The 25386-nt window shown below is 70.5% G+C and carries 20 protein-coding genes; 13 read left to right on the top strand and 7 right to left on the bottom strand.

Annotation, left to right across the window (positions count from 1 at the left end):
* Window positions 1-73: 73 nt before the first annotated feature.
* The gene (locus tag WFQ05_RS08920; RefSeq protein WP_337053503.1) at window positions 74-1249 is read left to right on the top strand and encodes an arabinose transporter; all 1176 of its coding nucleotides are present in this window, start codon (window positions 74-76) and stop codon (window positions 1247-1249) included.
* Between the two features lie 22 nt (window positions 1250-1271).
* Here the strand turns inward: WFQ05_RS08920 and fghA are convergent, their stop codons facing one another.
* The 3 genes from fghA to WFQ05_RS08905 are packed head-to-tail and all read right to left on the bottom strand — an operon-like array spanning window position 1272 to window position 3556.
* The gene (fghA, locus tag WFQ05_RS08915; RefSeq protein WP_337053502.1) at window positions 1272-2105 is read right to left on the bottom strand and encodes an S-formylglutathione hydrolase; all 834 of its coding nucleotides are present in this window, start codon (window positions 2103-2105) and stop codon (window positions 1272-1274) included.
* A 10-nt stretch (window positions 2106-2115) separates the two neighbouring features.
* Window positions 2116-3225 (bottom strand): S-(hydroxymethyl)glutathione dehydrogenase/class III alcohol dehydrogenase, encoded by a 1110-nt coding sequence (locus WFQ05_RS08910; RefSeq protein WP_130521714.1) that lies wholly within the window; start codon window positions 3223-3225, stop codon window positions 2116-2118.
* Between the two features lie 55 nt (window positions 3226-3280).
* Complete coding sequence (locus WFQ05_RS08905; RefSeq protein ID WP_130521713.1) at window positions 3281-3556, bottom strand: metal/formaldehyde-sensitive transcriptional repressor; 276 nt, start codon at window positions 3554-3556, stop codon at window positions 3281-3283.
* A gap of 293 nt (window positions 3557-3849) precedes the next feature.
* On the opposite strand from WFQ05_RS08905, the gene WFQ05_RS08900 reads away from it, so the two are divergent.
* The 4 genes from WFQ05_RS08900 to WFQ05_RS08885 all read left to right on the top strand — a co-directional run bounded on the left by WFQ05_RS08900 (window position 3850) and on the right by WFQ05_RS08885 (window position 8705).
* Complete coding sequence (locus WFQ05_RS08900) at window positions 3850-4563, top strand: response regulator (protein WP_130521739.1); 714 nt, start codon at window positions 3850-3852, stop codon at window positions 4561-4563.
* Window positions 4560-6095 carry an ATP-binding protein gene (locus WFQ05_RS08895; RefSeq protein WP_337053501.1) on the top strand — a complete coding sequence of 512 codons (1536 nt, stop codon included), beginning with the start codon at window positions 4560-4562 and terminating at the stop codon, window positions 6093-6095. The genes WFQ05_RS08900 and WFQ05_RS08895 overlap by 4 nt, the downstream gene beginning before the upstream one ends.
* A gap of 293 nt (window positions 6096-6388) precedes the next feature.
* A complete protein-coding gene (locus tag WFQ05_RS08890; RefSeq protein ID WP_337053500.1) occupies window positions 6389-8098 on the top strand; it encodes a hypothetical protein in 1710 nt (569 codons plus the stop codon).
* A gap of 127 nt (window positions 8099-8225) precedes the next feature.
* Window positions 8226-8705, top strand: a complete 480-nt coding sequence (locus tag WFQ05_RS08885) for a hypothetical protein (protein ID WP_130525181.1) — start codon at window positions 8226-8228, stop codon at window positions 8703-8705.
* Window positions 8706-8792: 87 nt separating this feature from the next.
* Here the strand turns inward: WFQ05_RS08885 and WFQ05_RS08880 are convergent, their stop codons facing one another.
* Entirely contained in the window at window positions 8793-10157 is a 1365-nt protein-coding gene (locus tag WFQ05_RS08880; RefSeq protein WP_337053499.1) for a glutamate--cysteine ligase, read from the bottom strand.
* Window positions 10158-10416: 259 nt separating this feature from the next.
* Window positions 10417-13095, bottom strand: a complete 2679-nt coding sequence (locus WFQ05_RS08875; protein ID WP_337053498.1) for a serine/threonine-protein kinase — start codon at window positions 13093-13095, stop codon at window positions 10417-10419.
* Between WFQ05_RS08875 and WFQ05_RS08870 the strand changes: the two genes are divergently transcribed.
* Window positions 13072-13404 carry a hypothetical protein gene (locus tag WFQ05_RS08870; protein WP_337053497.1) on the top strand — a complete coding sequence of 111 codons (333 nt, stop codon included), beginning with the start codon at window positions 13072-13074 and terminating at the stop codon, window positions 13402-13404. The genes WFQ05_RS08875 and WFQ05_RS08870 overlap by 24 nt on opposite strands.
* Here the strand turns inward: WFQ05_RS08870 and WFQ05_RS08865 are convergent.
* Window positions 13299-13856 (bottom strand): ECF-type sigma factor, encoded by a 558-nt coding sequence (locus WFQ05_RS08865; RefSeq protein ID WP_165403056.1) that lies wholly within the window; start codon window positions 13854-13856, stop codon window positions 13299-13301. The genes WFQ05_RS08870 and WFQ05_RS08865 overlap by 106 nt on opposite strands.
* A gap of 181 nt (window positions 13857-14037) precedes the next feature.
* Between WFQ05_RS08865 and WFQ05_RS08860 the strand changes: the two genes are divergently transcribed.
* From WFQ05_RS08860 to WFQ05_RS08850, 3 genes are all read left to right on the top strand, one after another.
* Entirely contained in the window at window positions 14038-19722 is a 5685-nt protein-coding gene (locus WFQ05_RS08860; protein WP_337053496.1) for an autotransporter domain-containing protein, read from the top strand.
* Between the two features lie 112 nt (window positions 19723-19834).
* Window positions 19835-20050 (top strand): hypothetical protein, encoded by a 216-nt coding sequence (locus WFQ05_RS08855; RefSeq protein WP_130535440.1) that lies wholly within the window; start codon window positions 19835-19837, stop codon window positions 20048-20050.
* A gap of 145 nt (window positions 20051-20195) precedes the next feature.
* Window positions 20196-20903: a VIT family protein gene (locus tag WFQ05_RS08850; RefSeq protein ID WP_337053495.1), complete on the top strand. Its 708-nt coding sequence runs from the start codon at window positions 20196-20198 to the stop codon at window positions 20901-20903.
* Window positions 20904-21188: 285 nt separating this feature from the next.
* On the opposite strand, the gene yihA is transcribed toward WFQ05_RS08850, so the two are convergent.
* A complete protein-coding gene (yihA, locus tag WFQ05_RS08845) occupies window positions 21189-21827 on the bottom strand; it encodes a ribosome biogenesis GTP-binding protein YihA/YsxC (RefSeq protein WP_337053494.1) in 639 nt (212 codons plus the stop codon).
* A 220-nt stretch (window positions 21828-22047) separates the two neighbouring features.
* On the opposite strand from yihA, the gene WFQ05_RS08840 reads away from it, so the two are divergent.
* The 4 genes from WFQ05_RS08840 (at window position 22048) to WFQ05_RS08825 (ending at window position 25345) form a co-directional block, all read left to right on the top strand.
* Window positions 22048-22875, top strand: a complete 828-nt coding sequence (locus WFQ05_RS08840) for a c-type cytochrome (protein ID WP_130521708.1) — start codon at window positions 22048-22050, stop codon at window positions 22873-22875.
* Window positions 22876-23023: 148 nt separating this feature from the next.
* Window positions 23024-23665, top strand: a complete 642-nt coding sequence (locus WFQ05_RS08835; RefSeq protein WP_337053493.1) for a thiol:disulfide interchange protein DsbA/DsbL — start codon at window positions 23024-23026, stop codon at window positions 23663-23665.
* 89 nt (window positions 23666-23754) lie between these two features.
* Window positions 23755-24564: a thiol:disulfide interchange protein DsbA/DsbL gene (locus WFQ05_RS08830; protein WP_337053492.1), complete on the top strand. Its 810-nt coding sequence runs from the start codon at window positions 23755-23757 to the stop codon at window positions 24562-24564.
* 4 nt (window positions 24565-24568) lie between these two features.
* Window positions 24569-25345, top strand: coding sequence for an endonuclease/exonuclease/phosphatase family protein (locus WFQ05_RS08825; RefSeq protein WP_130521705.1), 777 nt, complete (start codon window positions 24569-24571; stop codon window positions 25343-25345).
* The last annotated feature ends 41 nt before the right edge of the window (window positions 25346-25386 follow it).

The following is a 25386-nucleotide window of genomic DNA, read 5'->3' as shown; positions in this document are numbered from 1 at the left end:
CTCCGGACGCAGGTCGCGCGCGGGTTCGTTCTCGGGCACGACCGGCCACCGGCTTACATCCCGAGACCTGTCCATGAACGCACTTCCTTCCGACCGCGCGGCCACCTGGCGCCTGGCACGCCTGTGCCTGGCGACCTTCATCGCCTATCTGAGCATCGCCGTCCCGCTGCCGGTGCTGCCGGTGTTCGTCCGCGACACGCTGCAGCAGTCCAACCTGGTGGTCGGCTGCGTGATCGGTGTGCAGTTCGTCGCCACCGTGCTGACGCGCGGCCTCGCCGGCCGCATCGCCGACACCCGCGGCCCGGCCCGGGCCATGCGCCGCGGCTGCCTGCTGCTGGCCGCGTCTGGCGCCACCTACCTGCTGGCCGCCGCGTTGCCCGGCGCGGCCTTGCCCCTGCTGATCATCGGCAGGCCGGCGACCGGCATGGGCGAGAGCCTGCTGATCACCGGCATGCTGGCCTGGGGCATCGGCACGGTCGGCCAGCCGCGCGCCGGACGGGTCATGACCTGGGTCGGACTGGCGATCTTCGCCTCGCTGGCCGTCGGCGCGCCGATCGGCGTGGCGATGGCGCAATCGTGGGGCTTCACCGCCGTGGCCGGCGCCTGCCTGCTGATGCCGCTGCTGGCGTGGGCGATGACCGCCGGGGTGCCCGCGCCGCAACCGGTCGCCGGCGCGCGCCTGCCGCTGCGCGACGTGCTGGGCCGCATCGCGCTGCCCGCGGTGGGACTGGCGCTGCAGGGTGTGGGCTTCGCCTCCATCAGCACCTTCGCCGTGCTGTACTTCAATGACCAGCACTGGCGCGGGGCCGCGTGGGCGCTAAGCGCCTTCGGCGGCGGATTCGTCCTGTCGCGGCTGGTCCTGGCACGCAGCATCGACCGTTTCGGCGGCGCGCGCGTGGCGGCGGTCTCGATGATTGGCGAGGGCATCGGGCTGGCACTGCTTGCGTTGGCCACCACGCCTGCGCTCGCCTTGGCCGGCGCCTTCGTCGCCGGCATGGGCTGCTCGCTGGTGTTCCCGGCGCTGGGCGTGGTGGTGGTGCAGCGCGTGCCGGCGCAGATGCGCGCCACCGCGCTGGGCGGCTATGCGGCGTTCCAGGACATCGCCTATGCGATCACCGGGCCGCTGGCCGGCATCGTGGCCACGCACCTGGGCTATGCGGCGATCTTTGCGCTGGCCACGTTGTCTGCGGCGTGCGGCGCGGGCGTGGCGATCGGCCTGGCCCTCCGCACGCGGACGGCGCAGACCTGAGGCCGCACGCGCTCGTGCGGCCTCAGGCGCGCAGCGCGGCGGCGTGGAAGGCGATGTGTTCGCCGATGAAGCTGGCCATGAAGTAGTAGCTGTGGTCGTAGCCGGGCTGCATCCGCAGCGTGATCGGGTAGCCCACCTCGGCCGCGGCCTGTGTGAACAGCTGCGGCTTGAGCTGGCCTTCCAGGAACTCGTCGGCATCGCCCTGATCGATCAGCAGCGGCAACCGCGGCGCCGAGGTCTTCACCAGCTCGGTGGCGTCGTACGCCTTCCAGGCGGCACGGTCCTCGCCCAGGTAGGCGGCGAACGCCTTCTGTCCCCACGGCACCTGCGTCGGCGCGACGATCGGCGAGAACGCCGACACGCTGCGGTAGCGCTGCGGATTGCGCAGGGCGATCGCCAGCGCGCCGTGGCCGCCCATCGAATGCCCGAAGATCGAACGCGCGTCGCTCACCGGGAAGTTCGCCTCGATCAGCGCCGGCAACTCCTCCACGATGTAGTCGTCCATGCGGTAATGCGCCGCCCAGGGCTGCTGGGTGGCGTTGACGTAGAAGCCCGCGCCCTTGCCCAGGTCGTAGCCCTCGGCATCGGCCACCTCGTCGCCGCGCGGACTGGTGTCCGGCGCGACGACGATCACCCCATGCTCGGCCGCGTAGCGCTGCGCGCCGGCCTTGGTGATGAAGTTCTGCTCGGTGCAGGTCAGGCCCGAGAGCCAGTACAACACCGGCAGCTTCGCGCCGGCCTGCGCCTGCGGCGGCAGGTAGACGGCGAAGTTCATCTGGCAACCCAGCACCTGCGAGCTGTGCCGGTAGACGTCCTGCCAGCCGCCGAAGCAGGCGCGGTGTTCGATGCGTTCCATGGCGGCGGCTTCAGTAATGGATGACCGAGCGGATCGACTTGCCTTCGTGCATCAGGTGGAAGGCCTCGTTGATGTCGTCCAGCGGCATGGTGTGGGTCACGAACGGCGCCAGCTGGATCTCGCCCTTCATCGCGTCCTCGACCATGCCCGGCAGCTGCGTACGGCCCTTGACGCCGCCGAAGGCGGTGCCCAGCCACTTGCGTCCGGTGACCAGCTGGAACGGCCGCGTGCTGATCTCCTGGCCCGCGCCGGCCACGCCGATGATCACGCTCTGGCCCCAGCCGCGGTGCGCGCATTCCAGCGCCGCGCGCATCACGTTGACGTTGCCGATGCACTCGAAGGAATGGTCCACGCCCCAGCCGGTCATCTCCACGATCACCTGCTGGATCGGCTTGTCGTAATCCTTCGGGTTGACGCAGTCGGTGGCGCCGAACTCGCGCGCCAGCTCGAACTTGGACGGGTTGGTGTCCACCGCGATGATGCGTCCGGCCTTGGCCTGGCGCGCGCCCTGGATCACCGCCAGGCCGATGCCGCCCAGCCCGAACACCGCCACCGAATCGCCCTCGGCCACCTTGGCCGTGTTGTGCACGGCGCCGATGCCGGTGGTGACGCCGCAGCCGAGCAGGCACACGTGCTCCGGGTTGGCCTCCGGATTGACCTTGGCCAGCGAGACCTCGGCCACCACGGTGTACTCGCTGAAGGTCGAGCAGCCCATGTAGTGATAGATCGGCTGCCCCTCGTAGCTGAAGCGGCTGGTGCCGTCGGGCATCACGCCCTTGCCCTGGGTGGCGCGCACGGACACGCACAGGTTGGTCTTGCCGCTCTTGCAGAACAGGCACTGGCCGCACTCGGCGGTGTACAGCGGGATCACGTGGTCGCCCGGCGCCACGCTGGTCACGCCCTCGCCGACCTCGACCACGATGCCGGCGCCTTCGTGGCCGAGCACCGCCGGGAACAGCCCTTCCGGGTCGTCGCCGCTGAGGGTGAAGGCGTCGGTGTGGCACACGCCGGTGTGGGTGATCTTCACCAGCACTTCGCCGGCCTTGGGCGGGGCGACGTCGATCTCGACGATCTTCAGCGGCTGGCCGGGACCGAATGCGACGGCGGCACGGGATTTCATGGTGGAAGTCTCCTTAAGCACTAAGAAAAAAAGAGCGGAGCGCGGCGCGCCCGGCTTACTTGAGGTACGAGCGCACCAGGCCGGTCATCTCGGCCACGCGCGCCTCGCGCTGGATGTCGTCATCGGCCGGCTGGCCGAAGGTCTCGCGGATATGGGCTTCCATGACCTCGGACATCAGGCCATTGACCGCGCCGCGGATGGCCGCGATCTGCTGCAGCACCGGGCCACAGTCGGCGCCAGCCTCCAGCGCGCGCTCCAGCGCCTCGGTCTGGCCGCGGATGCGGCGCAGGCGGCTGAGCACGCGCTTCTTTTCCGTCACCGAATGCGGCATGGCTGCCTCTCGCGGATACTGGGGGATAGTATCCAGAGCCGCACCCGGACATGCAAGCCCACGTCCGAGCACGCGCCGGCATGTGCGCGACACATGCCGGGCGATGACGCGGCGGGAGGGATGGCTTTCAGGGACCGCAGCGGGCCGGGGACTGGCCGGAAACGCCCAGGCAGCGGGCGCTGGACTACCGCCGGCTGAACGCGACCCGGGACGTGGCGGCGGATGGCACGACTGACAAACGCGACCTAAACTGGCGCAGTATTCAAGCGCTCATGAACGCCATCCTTGCCGATATGGACCCCGAATTCCGCATCCTGGTTGTCGACGACGATCCGGACCTGCGCCGTCTCACCGTCGATTTCCTGATCGGCCACGGTTATCTGGTGGACGAGGCCGACAGCGCCAAGGAGATGTGGGAGACGCTGGAATCCGGGCGCCCCGACCTGATCATCCTGGACGTGATGATGCCCGGCGAGGATGGCCTGAGCGTGGCGCGCCGGCTCAACACAGGCAACGGCCCGGCGGTGCTGATGCTCAGCGCGCTGGGCAACGACACCGACCGCATCGTCGGCCTGGAGGTCGGCGCCGACGACTACCTGGCCAAGCCCTGCAACCCGCGCGAGCTGCTGGCCCGCGTGCGCGCCCTGCTGCGCCGGCAGAAAGCGTTCGGCTCGGCGCCTGAAACGCGCGGCAGCCAGTACGAATTCGGCGGCTGGCGCCTGGACGCGGTGCGCCGCGACCTGCGCGATCCCAGCGGCACCTACATCACCCTGTCCGACGGCGAGTTCTCGCTGCTGCGCACCTTCGTCGAACATCCCCAGCGCGTGCTCAGCCGCGACCAGTTGCTGGACATGGCGCGCGGCCGCGGCACCGAGGTGTTCGACCGCGCCATCGACAGCCAGGTCAGCCGCCTGCGTCGCAAGATCAACGGCCGCGGCCACGCCGAGCTGATCCGCACCGTGCGCAACGAAGGCTACATGCTGCTGCCGGCGGTCACGCGCCTGTGAGGCCAGCGGCCGGAGGCCGCTCCGGCCGCTCGATCTTCTCCCGGACCTTCCTGCTGCTTGCGGCAGCGCTGGTGCTGGCCCAGTGCATCGGCCTGGCGGTGCTGTTCCTGCGCACGCCGGTCTACAACCCGCCGGTGCAGCTGCCCGAACTGGTGGCGCTGCTGTCCACGCGCATGCCGGCCAGCAGTCCCAATGTCTCGGTCACCGACGAGCGCGAGGCGCCGGTGCCGTCGGCCGGCATGAACCGCGAAGACCCCTTCATGCGCCGCGTGCTGGCCGGCTGGCTGCGCCAGGATCTGAATCAGATCCGCGTCTACCGCCCCCACCACGACGTGGCCCGCGGCGAACAGGAGCGCCTGAACGACGGGATGGTGCCGCTGTCGATGGGCCAGGAGCCGGCGTGGATGCGCCGGCGCGGGGTGGCGACGATCCCGGGCATGACCTCCGGGCCCTTCGTCCCGTCCCTGCCGCCGCAGGCCATTCCCCAGGACATCGCCGCACCGGAGGCCGGCCAAAGCTCCCAAGGCAATGCCTTCGCCCGGCAACGCGAGACCCCGCTGGTGCTGCGCTTCGGCGCCGGGCTGGAGAACGGCTTCATCGCCGCGGCCCAGCAGGACGACGGTCACTGGCGCGTGGTGCGCTACGCCGGGCGCACGCTGTCCACCGCCTTCAAGCTGCAGCTGCTGGCGCTGTTCTCGTTCGGCCTGCTGCTGATGCTGCCGCTGGCCTGGTGGTTCTCGCGCGCGCTGTCCAAGCCGATCCGCGATTTCGCCGCCGCCGCCGACCGCCTGGGCCGCGACCCGGACGCGCCACCGCTGGAGCGGCGCGGCCCGGCCGAGATCCTGCAGGCCACCGATTCGTTCAATGCCATGCAGGCGCGCCTGAGCCGCATGGTCGCCGAGCGCACCCACATGGTCGGCGCGATCGCCCACGACCTGCGCACGCCGCTGGCGCGCCTGGCCTTCCGCCTGGACGACATCGACTCGCCGCTGCGCGAACGCGCCGCCGCCGACATCGATGAGATGAAGCACATGATCAGCGTCGCGCTGGAGTTCCTGCGCGATCAGTCCTTCCGCGGCCCACGCGAGCGGCTGGATTTCCGCGACCTGGTCGAGAGCGTGGTCGACGACGCGGCCGACATCGGCCAGGACGTGACCCTGACGGCGGACAGCCAGCGGGTGATGATCGACGCCGATCCGCTGGCGCTGCGGCGCGTGGTCGGCAACCTGATCGGCAACGCGGTCAAGTACGGCACCCGCGCGCGGGTCAAGGTCCGCGCCATCGACGGCCACGCCCTGCTGGAGATCGAGGACGATGGGCCGGGCATCGACCTGGCGCTGGGCGACAAGCTGTTCATGCCGTTCTTCCGCGGCGAGAACTCGCGCAACAAGGAGACCGGCGGCATCGGCCTGGGCCTGGCCTCGGCCCGCGCGATCGTGCTGCGCCACGGCGGCGAGATCGGCCTGGCCAACCTGGACCATGGCGGCCTGCAGGCCTGGGTGACGCTGCCGCGCGCGCGCGATGACGCGTAGCGCGATCGGCTTCGAGGCGCGTGCGGAGCCGCGCCTAGCTCGCCTGGCCCGAGCGAGATCGCACTGATCCGCGGCTGACATCTCCTCGTCGTTCCCGCGAAAGCGGGAACCCAAGGACTTTCGCCGCCTGCTCCAACGCCCATGGATTCCCGCGTTCGCGGGAACGACGGATCTGGCTGGCGGAAACGCGCCGTCTTGCCGTCGTCCGAAGCATGGACGGGAGGACGGCCGATGTCCTGTCCCGGGCCGATCCTGCGCATTGCCATGGAACCGTCCCGATCTGCGACAGCGCCATGTCCTTCGTTGCCCCGCCGCACCGACCGCTCCGGCAAGCGCTGCATGCGCTCGGCCTGCTGGCGCTGCTCCTGCTCCCGCTGGGCTGTGGTCGCACGCCCACGGACGGCAAGCCAGAGGGAGCGCAACCCAAGCCTGCCGCCAGGATCGACCAGGCGCAGCTGGACCGCTTCAGGGCCGAGGGACCGGTGGCCAACGCGCGCCGGGTGGCGCCGATCGACTACGTGCTGCACTACCGGCTGATGCAGGCCACCGGCATGGTCGATGCGCTGGGCGGGCAGCCGCAGGCGCTGGAGGCCCTGCAGGCGCTGGGCAACGCTTACCAGCGGCACGCCGAAGCGCTGGCTGCGCATCCACCGAGGCTGCAGCCAATTGCGTTCACCGGAGAGGGCATGTCCTCCGGTTTCGTGGGATTTGGCATGGGCGTGTTCGGCGGCAGCCTGGTCAGCAGCATGTCCGGCTATATGGTCAGTGAGGCCTCCGACGCGCGTGTGGCCGAACTGGTCAAGGCAGGCCCCATCGAGCTGAGCAGGAACGACCGGGGCGGCATGGGGATGACGGTGACCGACACGACCGTCGAACAGACCATCGAGTACGCCATGAACGAACACGGCGTCAGCGGCGCGCTGAAGGTGCGCACGCGCATGGACACCTGTCCGGACCGCGAGGGCAGGGTGAGCATGACCATGGACGTGGACTCGAAGATGGCGGTCACCGGCAAGCCCGGCATCGGCGGCGCGGTCACCGCGCATTTCATCCTGGAACGCTGGCTGGACGACGATGCCCACCTGATCAATGCCCAGGACGGAAGCGCCTCGCACCTGGACATCCGCATGAGCGGCAGCGAACACGGCGCAATCCAGTCGGCCGACGTCAGCATGGGCCTGGGCCGCGACGGCCAGGGCACCTTCACCGAGCATGGTGAGCAGGGCTTCAGCATCTTCCATCCGGACGAAGCCGAGAGCGCCTACAAACTGCTGCAGGGCGCACAACTTTTCATGCACCTGATGTCCGAGGCGGCGCTGCGCAGCGCGCCGTGGCAATCCGGGCGCTGCGTGAAACTGGAAGTCACCAGCGACCCGGCCAAGCGCACCGGCGCGCGCCCCAACACCGCCTACACCCTCAGAGCCATGCCAAGGGCGAAGGCCGACGGCGCACCCACCCGCGGCACGGTCACCGCGACCTTGAGCGGTGGCAGCACGCTCAACCCCACCGGCAAGGTCAAGGCCGATGCGCAGTTCGACTACGCCAACTTGGACCAGCGCGACCAGCGCGCCAGCATCGCCTTCGAGGCACGCAGCAAGCGCGGCGTGGGCAAGGCCACGCTGACCTTCGACACCCTGCAGGGCGGCTGGCGGATCACGCTGCTGCCGGGCTGCCCCGCCATCCAGGGCGACGCGCGGGTCTGCGATCTGACCAAACCGTTCGCGATCCGTGGCACCGGTGGCGACTGCAGCCGGGCGAATGTCTCGATGCAGTTCACGCCCACCGACGACCGCCACGGCCGCTATCGCTGGCTGACGACCATCGGCCCGATCAAGGCCGACTACGGCGGCAGCTACACCATCGAAACCGACGGCGACACCGCGGTGATCCAGACCCAGGGCGCCGGCTGCGCCACCGGCCCGGGCGGCAAGGCCTGCGGCGGCGCCAGCCCAGGCATTCCGATGGTGCGCGAGCCGCAGTGCGCCGACGGCCCTGGCGGATGAGCGAGGCCGCCACCGCCGTCCCGTCCTCTCGCTTGCCTTGCGCCGACCTCCCACTTACGGACAGGCCCGCGCCCGACCCACCCTTCCACACTCGACCGGAGACATCCTCATGCGACCCCGACACCTGATGCTCGCCCTGCTGCCGCTCGCCGCCGGGCTCCCCGCCGCCGCCCATGCCGAAGGCTGGTGCCTGGGCGCGGCCATCCGTGCGCGCTACGTGGCGCACTTCGCCAACAGCGCCGGACTGAGCGTGCGGGATCTGGAACTGGCTTACAAAGCCCACCTGCAGAAAGCGGCCCCGCAATCCTTCAACTGGGTCAACAGCGGCAACGTCGAATGCGGCACGGGCAGCAACGACCGCAACAACACGCTGGAGGGTGGCAACACCGGGCAGACCGTCGCGGTGGGCTGGCAGCCCAGCCCTGCCGATCTGGAGGCCGGCAGGGCCGAGAAGGCCAGGCTGGAGGCCGCCAAGGCCGCACAGGCCACACAGGCACAACCCACCGACGCGCCGGCGCAGAACACCGACGCACAGCCCGCGCAGGCACAGACGATCAGCAAGGCAAGGAAGCTGCTGAAGTCGCTGACCGACAAGATCCCGCGATAGGTTCCGCACCGCAGACCCCGGCAAGGCGGGTGTCGAGCGCGGGAACGAACGCGATATCGCCGCAGGGCGCCCAACCCGCGTGGGCGCTCAGCGGTAGGCGAACTCGCGGAAGACCGGGTCCACGCTGCGGCCCCATGCGCCCTCGTACAACGCCAGCTTGGCGTCGGCCGCGCTTACGCCCGAATCGACGATAGCCTGCAGCGGATCGAGGAAGCCGGTCTCGTCGCGGCCTGCGTGCAGGCGGGCGCGCCGCGCCAGGCCGGCGTGGGCGATCTCCAGCGCGCGCCGCGCCAAGTCGCGCACGCTGCCGCCGCGGAACGGCAGGCGCAGGCCATGCCTCGGTACGCCGTCGCGCAGGGCGTGGCGCTCTTCGCCGGTGAAGTCGCGCACCAGGTCCCAGGCCGCATCCAGCGCCGCATCGTCGTACAGCAGGCCCACCCAGAAGGCCGGCAACGCGGCCAGACGATCGGGCGTGCCCGCATCGGCGCCGCGCATCTCCAGGTACTTCTTCATGCGCACCTCCGGGAAGGCGGTGGTCATGTGATCGGACCAGTCGCGCAGCGTGGGCAGCGCACCGGGCAGCACCGGCAGCCGGCCCTTGAGGAAGTCGCGGAAGCTCTGGCCGGAGGCGTCGTGGTAGATGCCGTCGCGGTAGGAGAAGTACATCGGCACGTCGAGCAGGTAGTCGACATAGCGCTCGAAGCCGAAGCCGTCCTCGAACACGAAATCCAGCATGCCGGTGCGGTCGCCATCGGTATCGGTCCAGATGTGCGAACGGTAGCTCTGGTAGCCGTTGGGCGCGCCGTCGGTGAACGGCGAGTCGGCGAACAGCGCCGTGGCGATCGGCTGCAGCGCCAGCGACACGCGGAACTTCTTGACCATGTCCGCCTCGCTGCCGTAGTCCAGATTGACCTGGACGGTGCAGGTGCGCGTCATCATGTCCAGGCCGAGCTTGCCGACCTTGGGCATGTAGGACTTCATGATCTGGTAGCGGCCCTTGGGCATCCACGGCATGTCCGCGCGCGTCCACTTGGGCTGGAAGCCCATGCCCAAAAAGCCCAGGCGCAGCTCGTCGGCGACCTGGCGCACTTCGTCCAGGTGAACGGTCAGCTCGTCGCCGGTCTCGTGGAGCGTCTCCAGCGCCGCGCCCGAGAGCTCGAGCTGGCCGGCCGGCTCCAGCGTGACCGAGGCGCCGTCGCGCAGCAGGGCGATGGTGCGGCCGTCCTCCTGCACCGGCTGCCAGCCGAAGCGCGTCAGCCCGACCAGCAGCGCCTCGATGCCGCGCTCGCCCTCGAAGGTGGGCGGGCGCAGATCGTCGGTGCGGAAGCCGAACTTCTCGTGCTCGGTGCCGATGCGCCACGCCTCGCGCGGCCGCGCCCCGGACGCGGCGTAATCGACCAGCTGCGACAGCGTGGTGATCGGGGTATCGGCAACGTGGCTGGGACTGGACAAGGGCGACTCGCAACGAAGAGGGGGGCGATCTGGCGCCGCGGGCGGACCAGCACAACGGCCGCATGATACCGGGCGATCCCCGCCGCATCGTCGACGCTGGCGTCTCTTGAGCTTTCCGTTGCTGGCATTCACGCCTGGCACGCGCGCGAAGGGCCTTGGGATCGACTGCCGTTCGTCCATCGCGCAACGACACCTGCCGGGTGATCCCGCCCGGCGTCAGCGTGTTGGCGTGCGAAACCGCGCCGCCATCAGCGTCCGCTCAGCCGTGCTGATTGAGCGCAAGGCGGGCTGCGAGCGATTCGGCAGCGGCCAGGGAGACTTCCTGTGGCAGCAGTTGCTTGCGCAGGACCGGCAAGGCCTGCGCAAGCAGCTGCGCGGCCTGCTGCGCATCGCCGCGCTGCTGCAGGATGTCGGCCAGCTCGGCCTGCGCGATGGCCGTGTCGATCGCCAGCGCCGCGTCGCCCTGCAGGCGTACCAGCGCCTGTCGCTGCGCGCGCTCGGCGTCGGCCAGCGCGCCCCGCTGGCGCGCGAACGCCGCCTGCGCACGCAACATATGGGCGAACAAGGGATGCGTCGGCGGCAGCAGTGCCGACAATCGCGTCCGTGCCTGCGCAAGCAAGGCGGTTCCCGCAGCCCAGTCGCCCATCCGGCGTGCGAGTCCAGTGCGTTGCCAGATCAACATGGCGTACTCGATCGAGGCGTCGCCCTCCAGCCGGAGGGCCCGTGCCTGCAGGTCGCGCAGCTGCAGATCGGCTTCGGCATAGCGACCCGCGAAAGCCAGGGAGCGCGCGCGACTCCTGGCCAGACGCCGTCGCGTCGCATCGTCCGGCGACAGGCCGCTGCGATCCGCCAACGAAACGGCGCGATCGAACAACTCGATCGCGCGCGCATAGTCCCCTGCGTTCTCGTAGACGGAGCCAAGATTGCCCAGGCCGATCGCAAGCTCCACCTGCGATCCGCTCGCCGATTCCTCCAGCCCATCCGAATGTTCAAGCGCTTCCACCGCCTCGCGGTAGCGGCCCTGGTCGTTCAGCACGATTCCGAGGCTGTTGTAGAGATCGGACATGCGCGTGCCGCCCTCGCCGATCGTGGCACGCTGCAGCGCCATCCCCTGCCGGATCACGGCCTCGGCCTCGGCCAGCTCGCCCGCCTGCTGCAGTGCATTGGCCTTGGAGAGCAGCAGGCTGACACGCACCGGTGAGTTCGGGGAGACCTGACGCCGGTCGGCAAAATCGAGCCCGGCCTGCGCGTATCGCACGGCCGGTTCGTATTCGCCCTTCGCCGCCAGCACGCCCGACAGCAACTGGTAAGCCTCGATCGTATCGTTCACCGCTGGATCCGGAAGCCGCGCCGCCAGTTCGATGGCCTGTTTCCAGAACGCCTCGGCCTGGTCTTCATCATGGGCGTAGAAATGCCCATTCCCCTGGAATACCAAGGCGGCGAGCTGCAGCGGCTCGTCCTGGGGGGCATAAGTCAGGCGCCAAACTTCGGCGCGCTTGGCCTCGGCGAGACCCTCCGCGCCACGGCCCGACTGCCCCAGTGCGCCGATATAAGCGGACATGGGGACGAACAGTGCCGCGACATCCTCCCGGCTCTGCGGCTGCACGCCCTTGAACCCCGCCTCGAACAACGGCAGCGCCGTGCGTACGTCCCCAAGCGAGTGGTAGAGCGTGGCCAACATCAGCTGTACAAACTGCCGCACCTGCGGGTCCAGCGATTTCTCGTCGAGCTTCTTGCGCGCCTGATCGAGCAGGTCGCGCACGCTGACATCACGGCGCATGGCTTCTTCCGGCGCGGCTGCGGCGAGGGTATCCGTCAGAAAGGCGAGCGAGGCACGCGCGCTGGCGCTTTCGCGCGTGGCGATGCGCGCCTGGGCGCGGGCCTCGTGCGCCTGCCAGAGCGCGACACCGGTGCCAGCGACCAGGGCGAGCGCGACGGCCACGCCGGCGGCGGCCAGCGTGCGGTTGCGGCGCCCCCACAGCCTCAGGCGCTGCATGCGTCTGAGCGGCACGGCGGCGATCGGTCGGCTGTCCAGCCAGGCCTGCAGGTCGTTGGCCAAGGCGTCGGCCGTGGCGTAGCGCGCCTCCGGATCGCGCCGCAGGCAGGTCTGGACGATCGCCGACAGGCTGCCGCGCAGCGCGCGCGACAGCGAGGCCGGCGTATGCCCGCCGCGCTGCTGCGCCTGCTCGGGCGGCAGCTTGGCGGCGGCGCGGGTGAGCGGCTCGGGATCGCGCTCGAGGTGCTGGAGCTGGCTGGCCAGCGGCGTGTCCCGGGTCAGCCCAAAGGGATGCGACCCGGACAGCAGCCGGTGCAGCACCACGCCCAGTTGCCACACATCGGTGGCGGTGGTGATGGGCGCATCGTGCAGCTGCTCGGGCGAGGCATACTCGAAGGTCAGGGCCCGGTCGTGGGTGGCCGTTACGGCGCCGCCTTCCAGCTGCTTGGCGATGCCGAAATCCAGCAGCTTGACGCGCCCCTCCGCATCGACCATCAGGTTGGAGGGCTTGAGGTCGCGATGCACGACCAGATTGCGATGCGCGTAGCGCACCGCGTCGAGCACCTGCAGGAACAGCGTCACGCGTTCGCGCAGCCCCAGGTTGTGCGCGTCGCACCAGCGGTCGATGGGCTGGCCGTCGATCAGCTCCATCACGAAGTACGGCTCGCCCTGCGGGGAGATGCCGCCATCGAGCAGCGTGGCGATGTGGGGATGGCGCAGCGCGGCCAGGATCTGGCGTTCGCGCAGAAAGCGCTCGCGCGCGGCCTGCGAATCGGTGCTGGCGCGGATCAGCTTGAGCGCGGCCTGCTGCGTGTAGGCGCCATCGTCGCGTTCGACCCGGTACACCGCGCCCATGCCGCCGCGCCCCAGCACGTCCAGCACGCGCCAGGCGCCGAGCTGCCGGCCCAGCATCGCGTCGTGCGCTTCGTGCTCCTCGCTCACGTGCAGCGCCTGGCCCCAGATGCGGGCATCGCCGTCGAAGGGCTCGCCTTCGCGGTCGTCGGCGGCAAGCAGGGCCAGCACCTGCGCGATGAGCTGCGCATCGTGCGCGCAGTGCTGCTCCAGCCAGGCCGCGCGCTGGTCGACGGGCAGGTCGACGACCTCGCGGAACGCCGCCAACGCACGCCGGCGACGTTCGGCCTCGTTCACTTCTCCAGCTCCGCCAGCAGGAAGGCGCGGGCCGCGCGCCAGTCGCGGCGCACCGTGCGCACGCTGATGTCCAGCATTTGCGCGATCTCGGTCTCCTCGTAGCCGCCGAAGTAGCGCAGTTCGACGATCTGCGCGGCGCGCGCATCGGCGTCATGCAGCGCGCCCAACAGCTCGTCCAGCGCCAGCACTTCCACGATCGCGCGCTCGCCCGAGCCCAGGCGCGCGGTCAGCGTCACCGGCGCCTGTCCGCCGCCGCGCTTGTCGGCATGGGCCGATCGCGCCTGGTCCACCAGCACCTGGCGCATGGCGCGGGCGGAGATCGCCAGCAGGTGGCTTCGATCGTTGGCCGAGACCACAGCGCCGCCGGCCAGTTTCAGATAGGCCTCGTGCACCAGCATGGTCGTATCCACGCCGCCGCGCTCGCGCCGCAGCTGCGCATGCGCGACGCGCTTGAGTTCGGAATACACGCTGGCGAACGCCGCATCGGCCGCGGCCGCATCGCCTTGCCGCGCGCGTTGCAGCAGTTCGGTCACCGGCACCGTCTCGGTCCCCATGCCTGTCCTCGGTTTGTTCCCCCATGTCCGGCCTTGGCGGCGCGGATCGTCCCGGCCGCATCCTCTCATAAGCCGCCGCGCAGCGGCGCTACAGCGGCGCGCGCCGCCGCCGATGTCCTGCCCTGGCCCCGTCCTGCGCATAGCAGGGTTCGAACTCCTTCCTTGCATCTGGGGCTAACGCATGAACCGTGTCTACCGGCTTGTCTTCAACCGCGCCCTGGGCGTGCCACAGGTGGCCTCCGAGCTGGCCTGCCGCCACGGGACCGGCGCGACGGCGGGGGGCGCCAGCGTGCGGCGCGCGCGGCTGGCGTCCCTGGTGGCGCTGAGCCTGGCCGGACTGGCGGGCCCGGCTGCGGCCACGGACTACACCTGGGCCTCGGGCTGGTACACCACCTTCAGCGACCCCACCACCTCCAGCAGCGTGGCGCCCCCCACCCTGGCCGCGGGCGATCTGCTCACGCTGACCAGCGGCGCCGACAAGCTACTGGGCTGCGCGCCCAACGGACCCAACTGCGACGGACGACAGGACCTGCTGATCGGCACCGGCGCCACCGTCGCGCACGCCGCCGGCAACCTGCTGTTCGGCAGCACCGGCAGCGTGCTGACCAACCAGGGCACCTACGACCTGCAGGGCGACGTGTCGATCACCGGCGACAACAGCAACAGCGGCGGTCAGTTCGACAACCAGGGTGAGTTGCTGAAGAGCGCCGGCACCGGCACGGCGCATATCGGCGGGGTCCACTTCGTCAACAGCGGCACGGTGCGGGTGCTGGCCGGCACCCTACAGTTCGACGGCGACAGTCAGGGCGGGCCGGAATTCAGGGACGGCGGCGTGATCGATACCGGCGTCTGGCGGGGCATCGTCTCCTTCGCCAACGGTGCGAGCTTCAGCGGCACCACCACGGCCACCAATGCCAACCTGAGTTTCGACGGCGGCGTATTCTCGGGCAACAACGCGATGCTCATCGACGGCAGTGCCACGCTGGGAAGTTCCGCCACGCTGGCGGGCGGCTGGACGCTGGAGGGCAGCACGCTCTATACCAACGGCGCCAACATCGTGGCGAACCTGGAGGTCGGCAACGGCGCGACGCTAAACCTGGTCGGCGTCACCGAACTCCCCGGCCAGGGGTCCATCCATGTCGCGACGGGCGGGCTGATCGGTGTGTCCAACGGCGATCTGCTCGGCGGCGGGCCGGTGACCAACGACGGCACGATCCGCAAGACCATCTCCGGCACCACGGCCTTCGATGCCGCGCTGACCAATCGCGGCCGCGTCGAGATCGATACCGGCGGCCTGCAGCTCCCGGACACCTTCATCAACGACGGCACGGTGCAGCTGCGCAACGGCGGCACCCTCCAGGCGGGCGACGGCACGGCGGTGTTCCGGCAGTCGGCGACCGGGCGCGTGGTGATCGGCGATGAGATCGACGATCTTCAGGGCAACAGCGCCGGCACGCTGGCGGCCACCACGCTGCAGGGCGGCACCCTGGTGGTCAACGCCTCCCTCGCCCCCGACCTGCGGCTGGCACAGATGCAGGCGCTGGAGGTCAATAACGGCGATCTGACCCTGCGTGGCGACAATTCCACCTTCGGCGGCAGCGCGCGGGTGGACGGCGGCGGCAGCTTCCTCTGGGTGCAAGACGGCGTGCTGGGAGGCGCGGTCACGCTGACCAATGGCGGTCATCTGGGCGGTTCCGGCACGGTCGCGGGCGATGTGGATGCGCAGGACGGCGCCTTGCAGCTCGGCTGGGGCAGCGACAGCCAGTTCCATATCGGCGGTGCGCTGCGGTTGGGCGCGAACAGCCGCCTCAACGCCATCCTCGGCGCACCGAACGACCTGCCCGCCTCGCAGGCGCGGCTCACCGTGGGCGGCGACCTGATCCTCGACGGCGGCCTGGCGCTGAACGCGACGCAGGACATGGGCGCCGGCGTGTACCGCCTGATCGACTACGGCGGCGCGCTGACCGACAACGGCCTGGACGTGTACGGCCTGCCCAGCAACCTGGCCAGCCAGGTCCAGAACAGCATCGCGCATCAGGTGAATCTGGTGGTGACCGCGGCCGGCGACGATACCTCGCTGAGCTTCTGGAACGGCAACACGCTCTCGCCCACTGGCACGGTGGTCGGCGGCTACGGCACCTGGAGCGCCGGCACGCGGACCAACTGGACCAACGCGAACGGGACCGTATCGCGGGCGTGGAACGGGCGTTCGGCGGTCTTCCAGGCCAATCCGGGCATCGTCACCCTGAGCGGCGCCGACGGTGAGGTGAAAACCACCGGCATGCAGTTCATGGACGGGGAGTGGTGGGTGTCCGGCGACGCGCCGCTGACGCTGGATGGTCAGGGCGGGGATGTGGTGGTCCGGGTGGGCGACGGCACCGCGGCCGGCGCGGCCTGGACGGCGCACATCGGGGTGCCGCTGACCGGCAACGCCACCCTGGTCAAGACCGACCTGGGCCGGCTGGTGCTCACCGGCAGCCGCAGTTGGACGGGGGACACGCGGGTGGAAGCCGGCACGCTGCAGTTGGGCAGCGGGGGCGGCACCACCTTCGGGGGGACGTTCACTGTGGCCGCGGGCGCGACGCTGGAGAACTGGGTCAATCTGTCGCTGAACGTCCCCGACCTGGTCCGCGGCTCCGGCCAGGTCGTCAATCGGGGCGGGCTCTTGCTGCAGGGGCAGGGCGTCTTTTCCTTCCCCGGCACCCTGCGCAATCTGGGCCTGATCAAGATGTTCGACAACAGCTACCTGCGCCTGCCCGGCGGCTTCAGCAACGAGGGCATCCTGCAGGTCACCGGCGGCGCGCTGCACGCATCAGATGACGTGCTCAACCAGAGCGACGACGGCATCCTTTATCTGGGCGGCACCATCGAGGACGGTCCCGAGACCAGCGGCCGACTCGACACCCGCACCACGGTCCACGGCGGGCGCGTGGTGTTCAATCACACCGACATCAAGAGCTACGACCTGTCCCTCTCCCAGGTGGACAGGGTGGACGTGCTGGCCGGCTACACCTCGCTGAGCCAGGACAGCCCGGACTTCGGTGGGACCGCCGTCGTCACCGGCGGCGAGCTCAACGTGCATGCGCTGCTCGGCGGCAATGCCCTGGTATCCGGCACCGGCATCCTGAGCGGCGACGGCCGCCTGTCCGGCAGCGTGGCGGTGAATGCCGGCGGCACGCTGTCGGGCGTGCAGGGCGAGCCGACGCTGCGCATCGATGGCGATCTGCTGCTGGGGGATACCGCGGTGGTGCGGGCGTCGCTGTACGCGCCGGACAGCCAGGCGCTGTTCGCCGTGGGCGGCAACCTGACGCTGGATGGCGCCCTGCAGGTCACCGATGCCGGCCTGTTCGGCCAGGGCGTGTACCGGCTGTTCGACTACGGCGGCACCCTGACGGACAACGGCCTGGACGTGGGGGCGCTACCCAATGGCACCAGCGGTGCGCTGCAGACCTCCGTCGACAAGCAGGTGAACCTGGTGGTCAGCGGCGGCGACGACCAGACCGTGAGCTTCTGGAACGGCACCACCACCATCCCAGATGGCCAGGTGCATGGCGGCAGCGGAACCTGGGTCAGCGGCGTCACCAACTGGACCAACCCGGCGGGCACCGACCCACGCACGTGGAACGAGCTGTTCGCGGTGTTCCAGGGCACGCCGGGCACGGTGACGCTGGGTGAAACCGTGTACGCCGCCGGCCTGCAGTTGGTCGGCAGCGGCTGGATGCTGCAGGGCGCGCGCTTGTACCTGGAGCAATTCTCCGACGGGGAAGTGGTCGTGAGGGTGGGCGACGGCAGCGCGGGGGGCGCGGCCTCTAGCGCCACCATCGCCAGCGACATCCGCGGCGATTCCACGCTGGTGAAGGACGACCTGGGCACACTGGTGCTGACCGGCAACGGCAGCTGGCAACACGGCACCGTGGTGCGCAACGGCACCCTGCAGATCGGCGACGGCGGCACCGCCGGTGCGATCGTCGGCGACGTGCGTAACGCCGGGACGCTGGTGTTCGATCGCGGCGACGCGGTGGACTTCGCCGGTGCGATCAGCGGCACCGGGACCCTGGCGCAAGCCGGCGGCGGCACGCTGCGGCTGACGGGCGACTCGTCCGCCTTCAGCGGCGCCACTCAGGTGCGTGCCGGCACGCTGGAAGTCGATGGCGCGCTGGGCGGCGCATTGGCCGTGCAGTCCGGCGCGACGCTGCAGGTGGGCAATGGCGGCACGGCCGGCGTGATCGCCGGCAACGTCGCCAACGCCGGCACGCTGGCCTTCAATCGCAGCGACGCGGTGAGTTTCGCCGGTGCGATCAGCGGCGCGGGCACGCTGGCGCAGGCCGGCAGCGGGCTGCTGCGGCTGACGGGCGACTCGTCCGCCTTCAGCGGCGCCACCCAGGTGCGCAGCGGCACGCTGGCAGTCGATGGTCGCCTGGGCGGCACGCTGGCGGTCGGCTCGGGCGCGCGCCTGCAGGGCAACGGCAGCGTCGGCGCCACCACCGTGCAGGCCGGTGCGACCATCGCGCCGGGCAATTCCATCGGCACGCTGAGCGTCAACGGCGACTACGTGCAGCAGGCCGGCTCGACCTATGCGGTGGAGATCGACCCCAGCGGCGCCAGCGACCGCATCGCGGTGTCCGGCACCGCGACGCTGCAGGGCGGTACGGTGGCCGTGAGCAAGGCTGCGGGCACTTACCTGCCGGGCACGTCCTTCGACATCCTCAGCGCCGCCGGCGGCGTGAGCGGACGCTTCGACGCACTCACCCAGGATCTGCCCTTCGTCGACCTGTCGCTGCGCTACGGCGCCAACGATGTCCTGCTGCAGGTGGCGCGCAACGCGGTGGCGTTCTGCGAGGTTGCGGCCACCGGCAACCAGTGCGCCGCAGGCGGTGGCGTGGAAAGCGTCGGCAGCGGGGCCTTGTACGAGGCGGTGGCCAGCCTGCCCGACCAGGCCAGGGCGCGCGCCGCCTTCGACGCGCTGTCCGGCGAAATCCACGCCGATACGCGCGCCAGCCTGCTGCTGCAGTCGGCCGAACTGCGCCAGGCGCTGGACGAGCGCCGCACCGACGGCAGCGGCGTCTGGGCGCAGGCGCTGGGCGCCTGGGGCCATCTGAACGGCGACGGCAACGCGGCGCAGGTCAAGGAAGACCACCAGGGCCTGGCGTTCGGCGCCGACCTGGCGCTGGGCGAGCATGGCGTCCTCGGCGCGCTGGCCGGCTACAGCGACGGCAGCCTGCGCAACGACGCACGCGCCTCCTCGATGGATGCGCGCGGGCTGCATCTGGGCGTGCACGGCGGCGTGCAGACCGGTCGCTTCGAGCTGCGCGCGGGCGTGACCTACTCCGACTACCGGCTGGACAGCCGGCGCGCGGTCTACATCGAGGGTTTGGAGAGCCAGCGCCTGCGCGCCGGCTACGACGCACAGCTGTGGCAGGGCTTCGCCAGCGCCAAGGTGGCGTTGACGCCGGTGCTGGGGGCGCAGCTGGAACTGGCGCATGCACAGGCCCGCACCGATGCCTTCGACGAACACGGCGGCAGCGCCGCCTTGCACGTGGCCAGCGGCACCAGCAAGACCGACACCGCCGGGGCCTGGCTGGTCCTGAACGTGCCCTCGGCCGATCAGCGCCTGCGCGTCGATGCGCGACTGGGCCTGCGTCACCGCTTCGGCGGCGATGCGGCCTCGTCCATGGAGGCGCAGTTCGACGGCGGCGCGCGTTTCCAGGTCCTGGGCCCGCGCACGGGCCGCGACGCGGTGATCGGACGCTTCGCCGTGGACTACGCGCTGGGGCGCGACAGCGAGCTGTCGCTGGCGTATGCGGCGACCAGCGGCGGCGGCCAGGCGGCGCATCAGGCCAGCCTGCGCTACACCTGGCGCTTCTAGCGCGCATCGCGCATATCAAAAGTGCGATGCGCTGTGGCGCCGATCCGGAGCAAAGCGCGCCCGGATCGGCGCCCAGGCAAGACCCCATCCCCTCAACCAAGGAACCTGCGTCATGGCGTGGCAGAAAGTGGACCACTACAGCTTCGGCTTCAAACCGGCCGACAAGACCTACTGGATGTACTACACCCTGGTCGGCTCGCGCGCGAGCACGCAGGTCTTCCTGAGCGCGACCGAAGCCCAAACGCTGGCGACCCTGTTCAATGCCAGCGCCTCCATCAGCTACGAGTCGGTCGGCGGCTACTTCGCCACCGAGGCGCGTCAGTTCTGAGCGGATCGACCGATCCGTACGCAGAGCGTTACACGCGATCGGGTCGACCTGGCGCGAGCGCATCGCATTCGCGCCAGGCCTCCCAGTTCGCGCCGGGCGGTCATGGTTGGCTAGGCTGTGGCCTCCCGATCGCCGGTCATCGCCCATGCGCAAGTTCCACGCCGAAGTCCACCGCAGCAACCGCACCGGCTGGCTGCGCGCCGCCGTGCTCGGCGCCAACGACGGCATCGTCTCCGTCGCCGGGCTGATGGTCGGCGTGGCGGCCAGCGGCGCGGGCCAGGGCGTGCTGGTCGCCACCGGCGTGGCCGGGCTGGTGGCCGGGGCGATGTCGATGGCGGCCGGGGAATACGTGTCGGTCAGCTCGCAGGCCGACACCGAGCGCGCCGACCTCAGGCTCGAGAAGCGCGAACTGGCCGAAGACCCGCACAACGAGCTGATCGAACTGGCCGGCATTTACGAGCAGCGCGGCCTGGATCCCGCGCTGGCGCGTCAGGTGGCCGAACAGCTGACCGTGCACGACGCCCTGGCCGCCCACGCCCGCGACGAGCTGGGCATCACCGAGACCCTGCGCGCGCGGCCGGTGCAGGCGGCGCTGGCCTCGGCGGCGGCGTTCTCCACCGGCGCGGTGCTGCCGCTGCTGGCGGCGCTGCTGTTCCCGGCGCAGGCGCGGCTGGCGGTGATCGTGGCCACGCTGCTGGCGCTGCTGGCATCCGGCGCGCTGGCCGCGCGCGCCGGCGGCGCGTCGACGCTGCGCGGGGCGCTGCGGGTCACCTTCTGGGGCGCGCTGGCGATGGCGGCGGCGGATCTGGTGGGGCGCGCGTTCGATGTGTCGCCGTCAGGGTTGGGCGGCTGACCATCAGCCGTCGCTCCCACCAAAGCGGGAATCCAGTGCCTTGGTTTGGCGCTTGAACGTCCATGGGTTCCCGCGTGCGCGGGAACGACGATAGGGAGGTTTTGCTGATGGTGCGGCGCGAGCCTTGAATCCATCCGCTCGCCGAAGTTCAGTCCTCGCCCGCGCGATGAGTTCAAATCTCGTCATCCCCGCGAACGCGGGGATCCAGGGACTTCCGTGCAGGTCGAGCGACGTCCACGGGTTCCCGCGCACGCTGGAACGACAGTAAGAGGTTTGTCGCGACGCTTACTCGGCCACGAGGGCCGGCGCGGCCGCCGGCATCAGGTCCAGCCAGGTCTGCACCACGGCGCGGGCCTGGTCCACGCCCTGCTTGGACTCCGACGAGAACACCTGCACCCCGACGCTGTCGCCGAACGCCGAGGACAGCTCCTTGCGCACCGCGGCCAAGGTCTGCGATTGCTGGCCGCGGCCGAGCTTGTCGCCCTTGGTCAGCAGCACATGCGCCGGCAGGCTGCGCTGGACGGCATAGCCCAGCATCTGCCGGTCGTAGTCCTTGAGCGGATGGCGGATGTCCATCACCACCACCAGCCCGCGCAGGGACTGGCGGGTGGCGAAATACTGGTCGATGAAGGCCTGCCAGTGCGCCTGCAGGTCCATCGGCACCTTGGCGTAACCGTAGCCGGGCAGGTCGACCAGGCAGCGCTGCGGCCGGACCTCGAAGAACACCAGCTGCTGGGTCCGGCCCGGCGTCTTGGAGACGCGCGCCAGCGCGTTGTGGCCGGCCAGGGCGTTGAGGGCGCTGGACTTGCCGGCATTGGAACGCCCGGCAAAGGCCACCTCCAATCCATCGTCGGCAGGCAGCTGGCGGGCGTTGTGCGCGGACAGCAGGTAGCGCGCGGCGTTGAGATAGTTGGAGACGGCCATGGGCATAGGATCGCACGGCCGTCGCGCGGCACGGCGGCCATGTTGCAGCGCGCCATCTTTTCCGCACATCTGCCCGGCATCTGCGCGCAATTGGCGCACTGCGCGCGCGGGACGCGCACTCGCATTGACCGTCCGAGCGGGCCATGACGATAATCGGCCGGCTTCGCGCGGCCCCGAGCCTTGCGGTGCGCGAACCATTGGGAATCACGGAGCTCCAGCTATGCGCCACGCTCGTGTCTTGGGACTGTCCAGCCTTGCCATCGTCGCCGTCGCGGCCGCCGCCTACGCGCAGACCAGCGTGACGCCGCTGCCGGACAACACCCCGGTGCAGGCCCAGCCGCTGGAGATCGACCTGACCAAGACCCACTGGGGCGATGCCAAAGCCGGCCAGAGCAAGGCCGGCACCTGCGCGGCCTGCCACGGTGCCGACGGCAACCCGGCCGCGCCGATCTATCCGCGCCTGGCCGGCCAGAGCGAGCGCTACATCGCCCAGCAACTGGCGCTGTTCGCCACCGGCCAGCGCACCAGCGGCATGGCCGCGGTGATGATCCCCTTCGCCCAGAGCCTGAGCCCGCAGGACATGCGCGACGTCGGCGCCTACTTCGCCACGCAGAAGGCCGGCGCGGGCGTGGCCGACGACACCCCGATCACCGAGGGCCCGTACAAGGGGCTGAAGTTCTACCAGGTCGGCGAGCAGCTGTTCCGTGGCGGCGACGCCGCGCGCGGCATCCCGGCCTGCATGGCCTGCCACGGGCCCAGCGGCGCCGGCAACCCGGGCCCGCCGTATCCGCATGTCGGCGGCCAGCCGCAGGACTACGTGGTGCGGCGCCTGCAGGAGTACCAGGCCGGCACGACCGCCTACAAGGATCCGGCCCACTTCCAGATCATGGCCCAGGTCGCCAAGCCGCTGACCGATCAGGAGATCCAGTCGCTGGGCAGCTACATCCAGGGCCTGCACGAGAGCGCCGCCGATGCGGCCGCGGCGCCCTCGGCCAGCGCCTCGGCGCCGGCGCCCGCCGCGCCTGCGGAACCAACCGGGCAGTCCTGAGGTCCAAGCGGCGCACCGCGCCGGCGGCCCCTGCTGTCGCCCCCGTCACACCACGACGCCGGCCATGTATGGCCGGCGTCGTGCGTTTTGCCGGACAATCCCCTCCCCCACCCCTCCCCCACCCCGCCACCGGAAGGAGCTCTGCCGCATGAAGCTGCGCCTGTTCGTCCTCGCCCTGCTCGCCCTGCTGCCGCTGACGGCCTGCGCGTCCTCCAATGCCCCGGTGGAGGGCGAGGACTACGACGTCATCGCCGGCGGCCAGCCCTTCGCCCCGCTCACAGGCCAGCAGAAGGTCGAGGTGGTCGAGGTGTTCGGTTATGTCTGCATCCACTGCGCGCATTTCGAGCCGCAGTTCGAGGCCTGGCAGAAGCGGCAACCGGCCAGCGTGCGGGTGACCTCGGTGCCGGCGGCGTTCGGCGGCTACTGGATCCCCTACGCCAAGGCGTTCTACGCCGCCCAGCAGCTGGGCGTGCTCAAGCAGAGCCACGCGGCGGTGTTCAAGGCCCTGCACGACAGCCATGAGCTGCCGATCCAGAACGCCAGCGACCAGGAGATCGCCGGGTTCTACGCGCGCTTCGGGCCCGACCCGGACAAGTTCGCCGCGGCCATGGAATCGCCGCAGGTCGCCGCGCAACTGGAGAAGGCGCGCGCCTTCGGCATGGCCAGCGGCATCCGCGGCACGCCGACCCTGGTGATCAACGGCAAGTACCGCATCACCACGGTCGACCCGGACGACGTGCTGAAGGTCGCCGACTTCCTGATCAAGCGCGAACTGGCCGCCGCCAAGTAACGCGCACATCCCTTCTTTACGTGCGCGGCGGCACCATGCCCCGCGCGCCCGCCCGCTTCTTCGCCTGCTGCTATGGAGTCGCACCGACCATGAAGACCCGTTTCGCCCTGGCCCTGGTGGCCCTGTTGCCCGTGCTGGCCGCCTGTTCCAAGGAGGACGCCTCCGCGGGGACCGCCGCGAGCACGCCCGCCGCTTCCGCCCCGGCCGCCTCCGCGCCAGCCGCCCCGGCTGCGACCGACACCAGCGCCCCCGCCGCCAGCGCGCCGGCCGAGGCCGCCGTGCCCGATGCGCCCAACCACAATCCGATCGTGCCGCCGCAGGGCCCGGCGCCGGTGGAAGGTACCGACTACTCGGTGATCGCCGACGGCCAGCCCTTCGAGCCGGCCGACGGCAAGATCGAGGTGGTCGAGGCGTTCAACTACATCTGCCCGGCGTGCGCGCAGTTCGAGCCGGGCTTCAACCAGTGGAAGGCCAAGCAGCCGGCCGACGTGAAGGTGGTCTACGTGCCGGCGCAGTTCCGTCCGGACTTCCGCGAGTACGCCAAGGTCTACTACGCCGCGCAGGCGCTGGGCATCGAGAAGAAGAGCCACGACGCGATGTTCAAGGCGATCCACGTCGACCACGCGCTGCCGGGCGAAGGCGAGCCCTTCGACGCGGACAAGGTGGCCCAGTGGTACACCCAGTACGGCGTCACCGCTGAGCAGTTCAAGCAGGCCATGGGCAGCTTCGCGGTGGCCGGCAAGCTGAGCAAGGCCAACCAGTTCCTGATGCGCGCCCAGATCGGCGGCACGCCGTCGCTGATCGTGGGCGGCAAGTACCTGGTCAAAGGCCGTTCGATGGCCGACATGCTGCGCATCGCCGACCACCTGATCGCCAAAGAGCGCCAGGCCGCCAAGTAAGCCGATGACCGACGTGTCCCCCGATGCACGCCGGCTGCGGATGTTGAGCGCCAACATCCAGGCCGGCTCCAGCACCCGCCGCTACAGCGACTACTTCACCCGCAGCTGGTCGCACGCGCTGCCGGTGGGGGCCAAGCGCAGCAGCCTGGACGCCATCGCCGACCTGGCCGGCGGCCACGACATCGTCGGCCTGCAGGAGGCCGACCCGGGCAGCCTGCGCTCCGGCTTCACCAACCAGACCCACTACTTGGCCCAGCGCGCCGGCTTCCAGTACTGGAGCCACCAGCCCAACCGCAACGTGGCGCGCGTGGCCGGCAGCGCCAACGGGCTGCTGAGCCGGCTCGAGCCGGTCAAGGTGGCCATGCACCCGCTGCCCGGGCGCATTGCCGGGCGCGGCGTGCTGCTGGCGCATTTCGGCAGCGGCGAGGAAGGCCTGGTGGTGGCGGTGGCGCATCTGTCGCTGGGCAACGGCTCGCGCCGCCAGCAGCTGGGCTATATCGCCGAGCTGCTGGCCCCGCATCCGCATGCGGTGCTGATGGGCGACTTCAACTGCGTGCCGACGGTGCCGGAAATGGACCTGCTGTACGAGCGCACGCATCTGCGTCCGCCGAGCTTCTGCGTGCCGACCTTCCCCAGCTGGAAGCCGGCGCGCGCGATCGACCACATCCTGGTCACCGACCAGTTGGCCCATGCCAATGCGCGGGCCGTGCCGGCGGCGTTCTCGGATCACCTGGCGCTGGCGCTGGACATCGACGTCCCCGCGCAGGCGCTGCGGCAGTAGGACTTCTGAATATCCCCCGGGCGGCCCGCCTGTAGAGCGGA

The sequence above is a fragment of the Pseudoxanthomonas sp. USHLN014 genome (assembly GCF_037153335.1).
Taxonomy (GTDB): domain Bacteria; phylum Pseudomonadota; class Gammaproteobacteria; order Xanthomonadales; family Xanthomonadaceae; genus Pseudoxanthomonas_A; species Pseudoxanthomonas_A winnipegensis.
The sequence above is the reverse complement of the archived record's forward strand: the minus strand, read 5'-3'. Positions and strand labels throughout refer to the sequence as shown.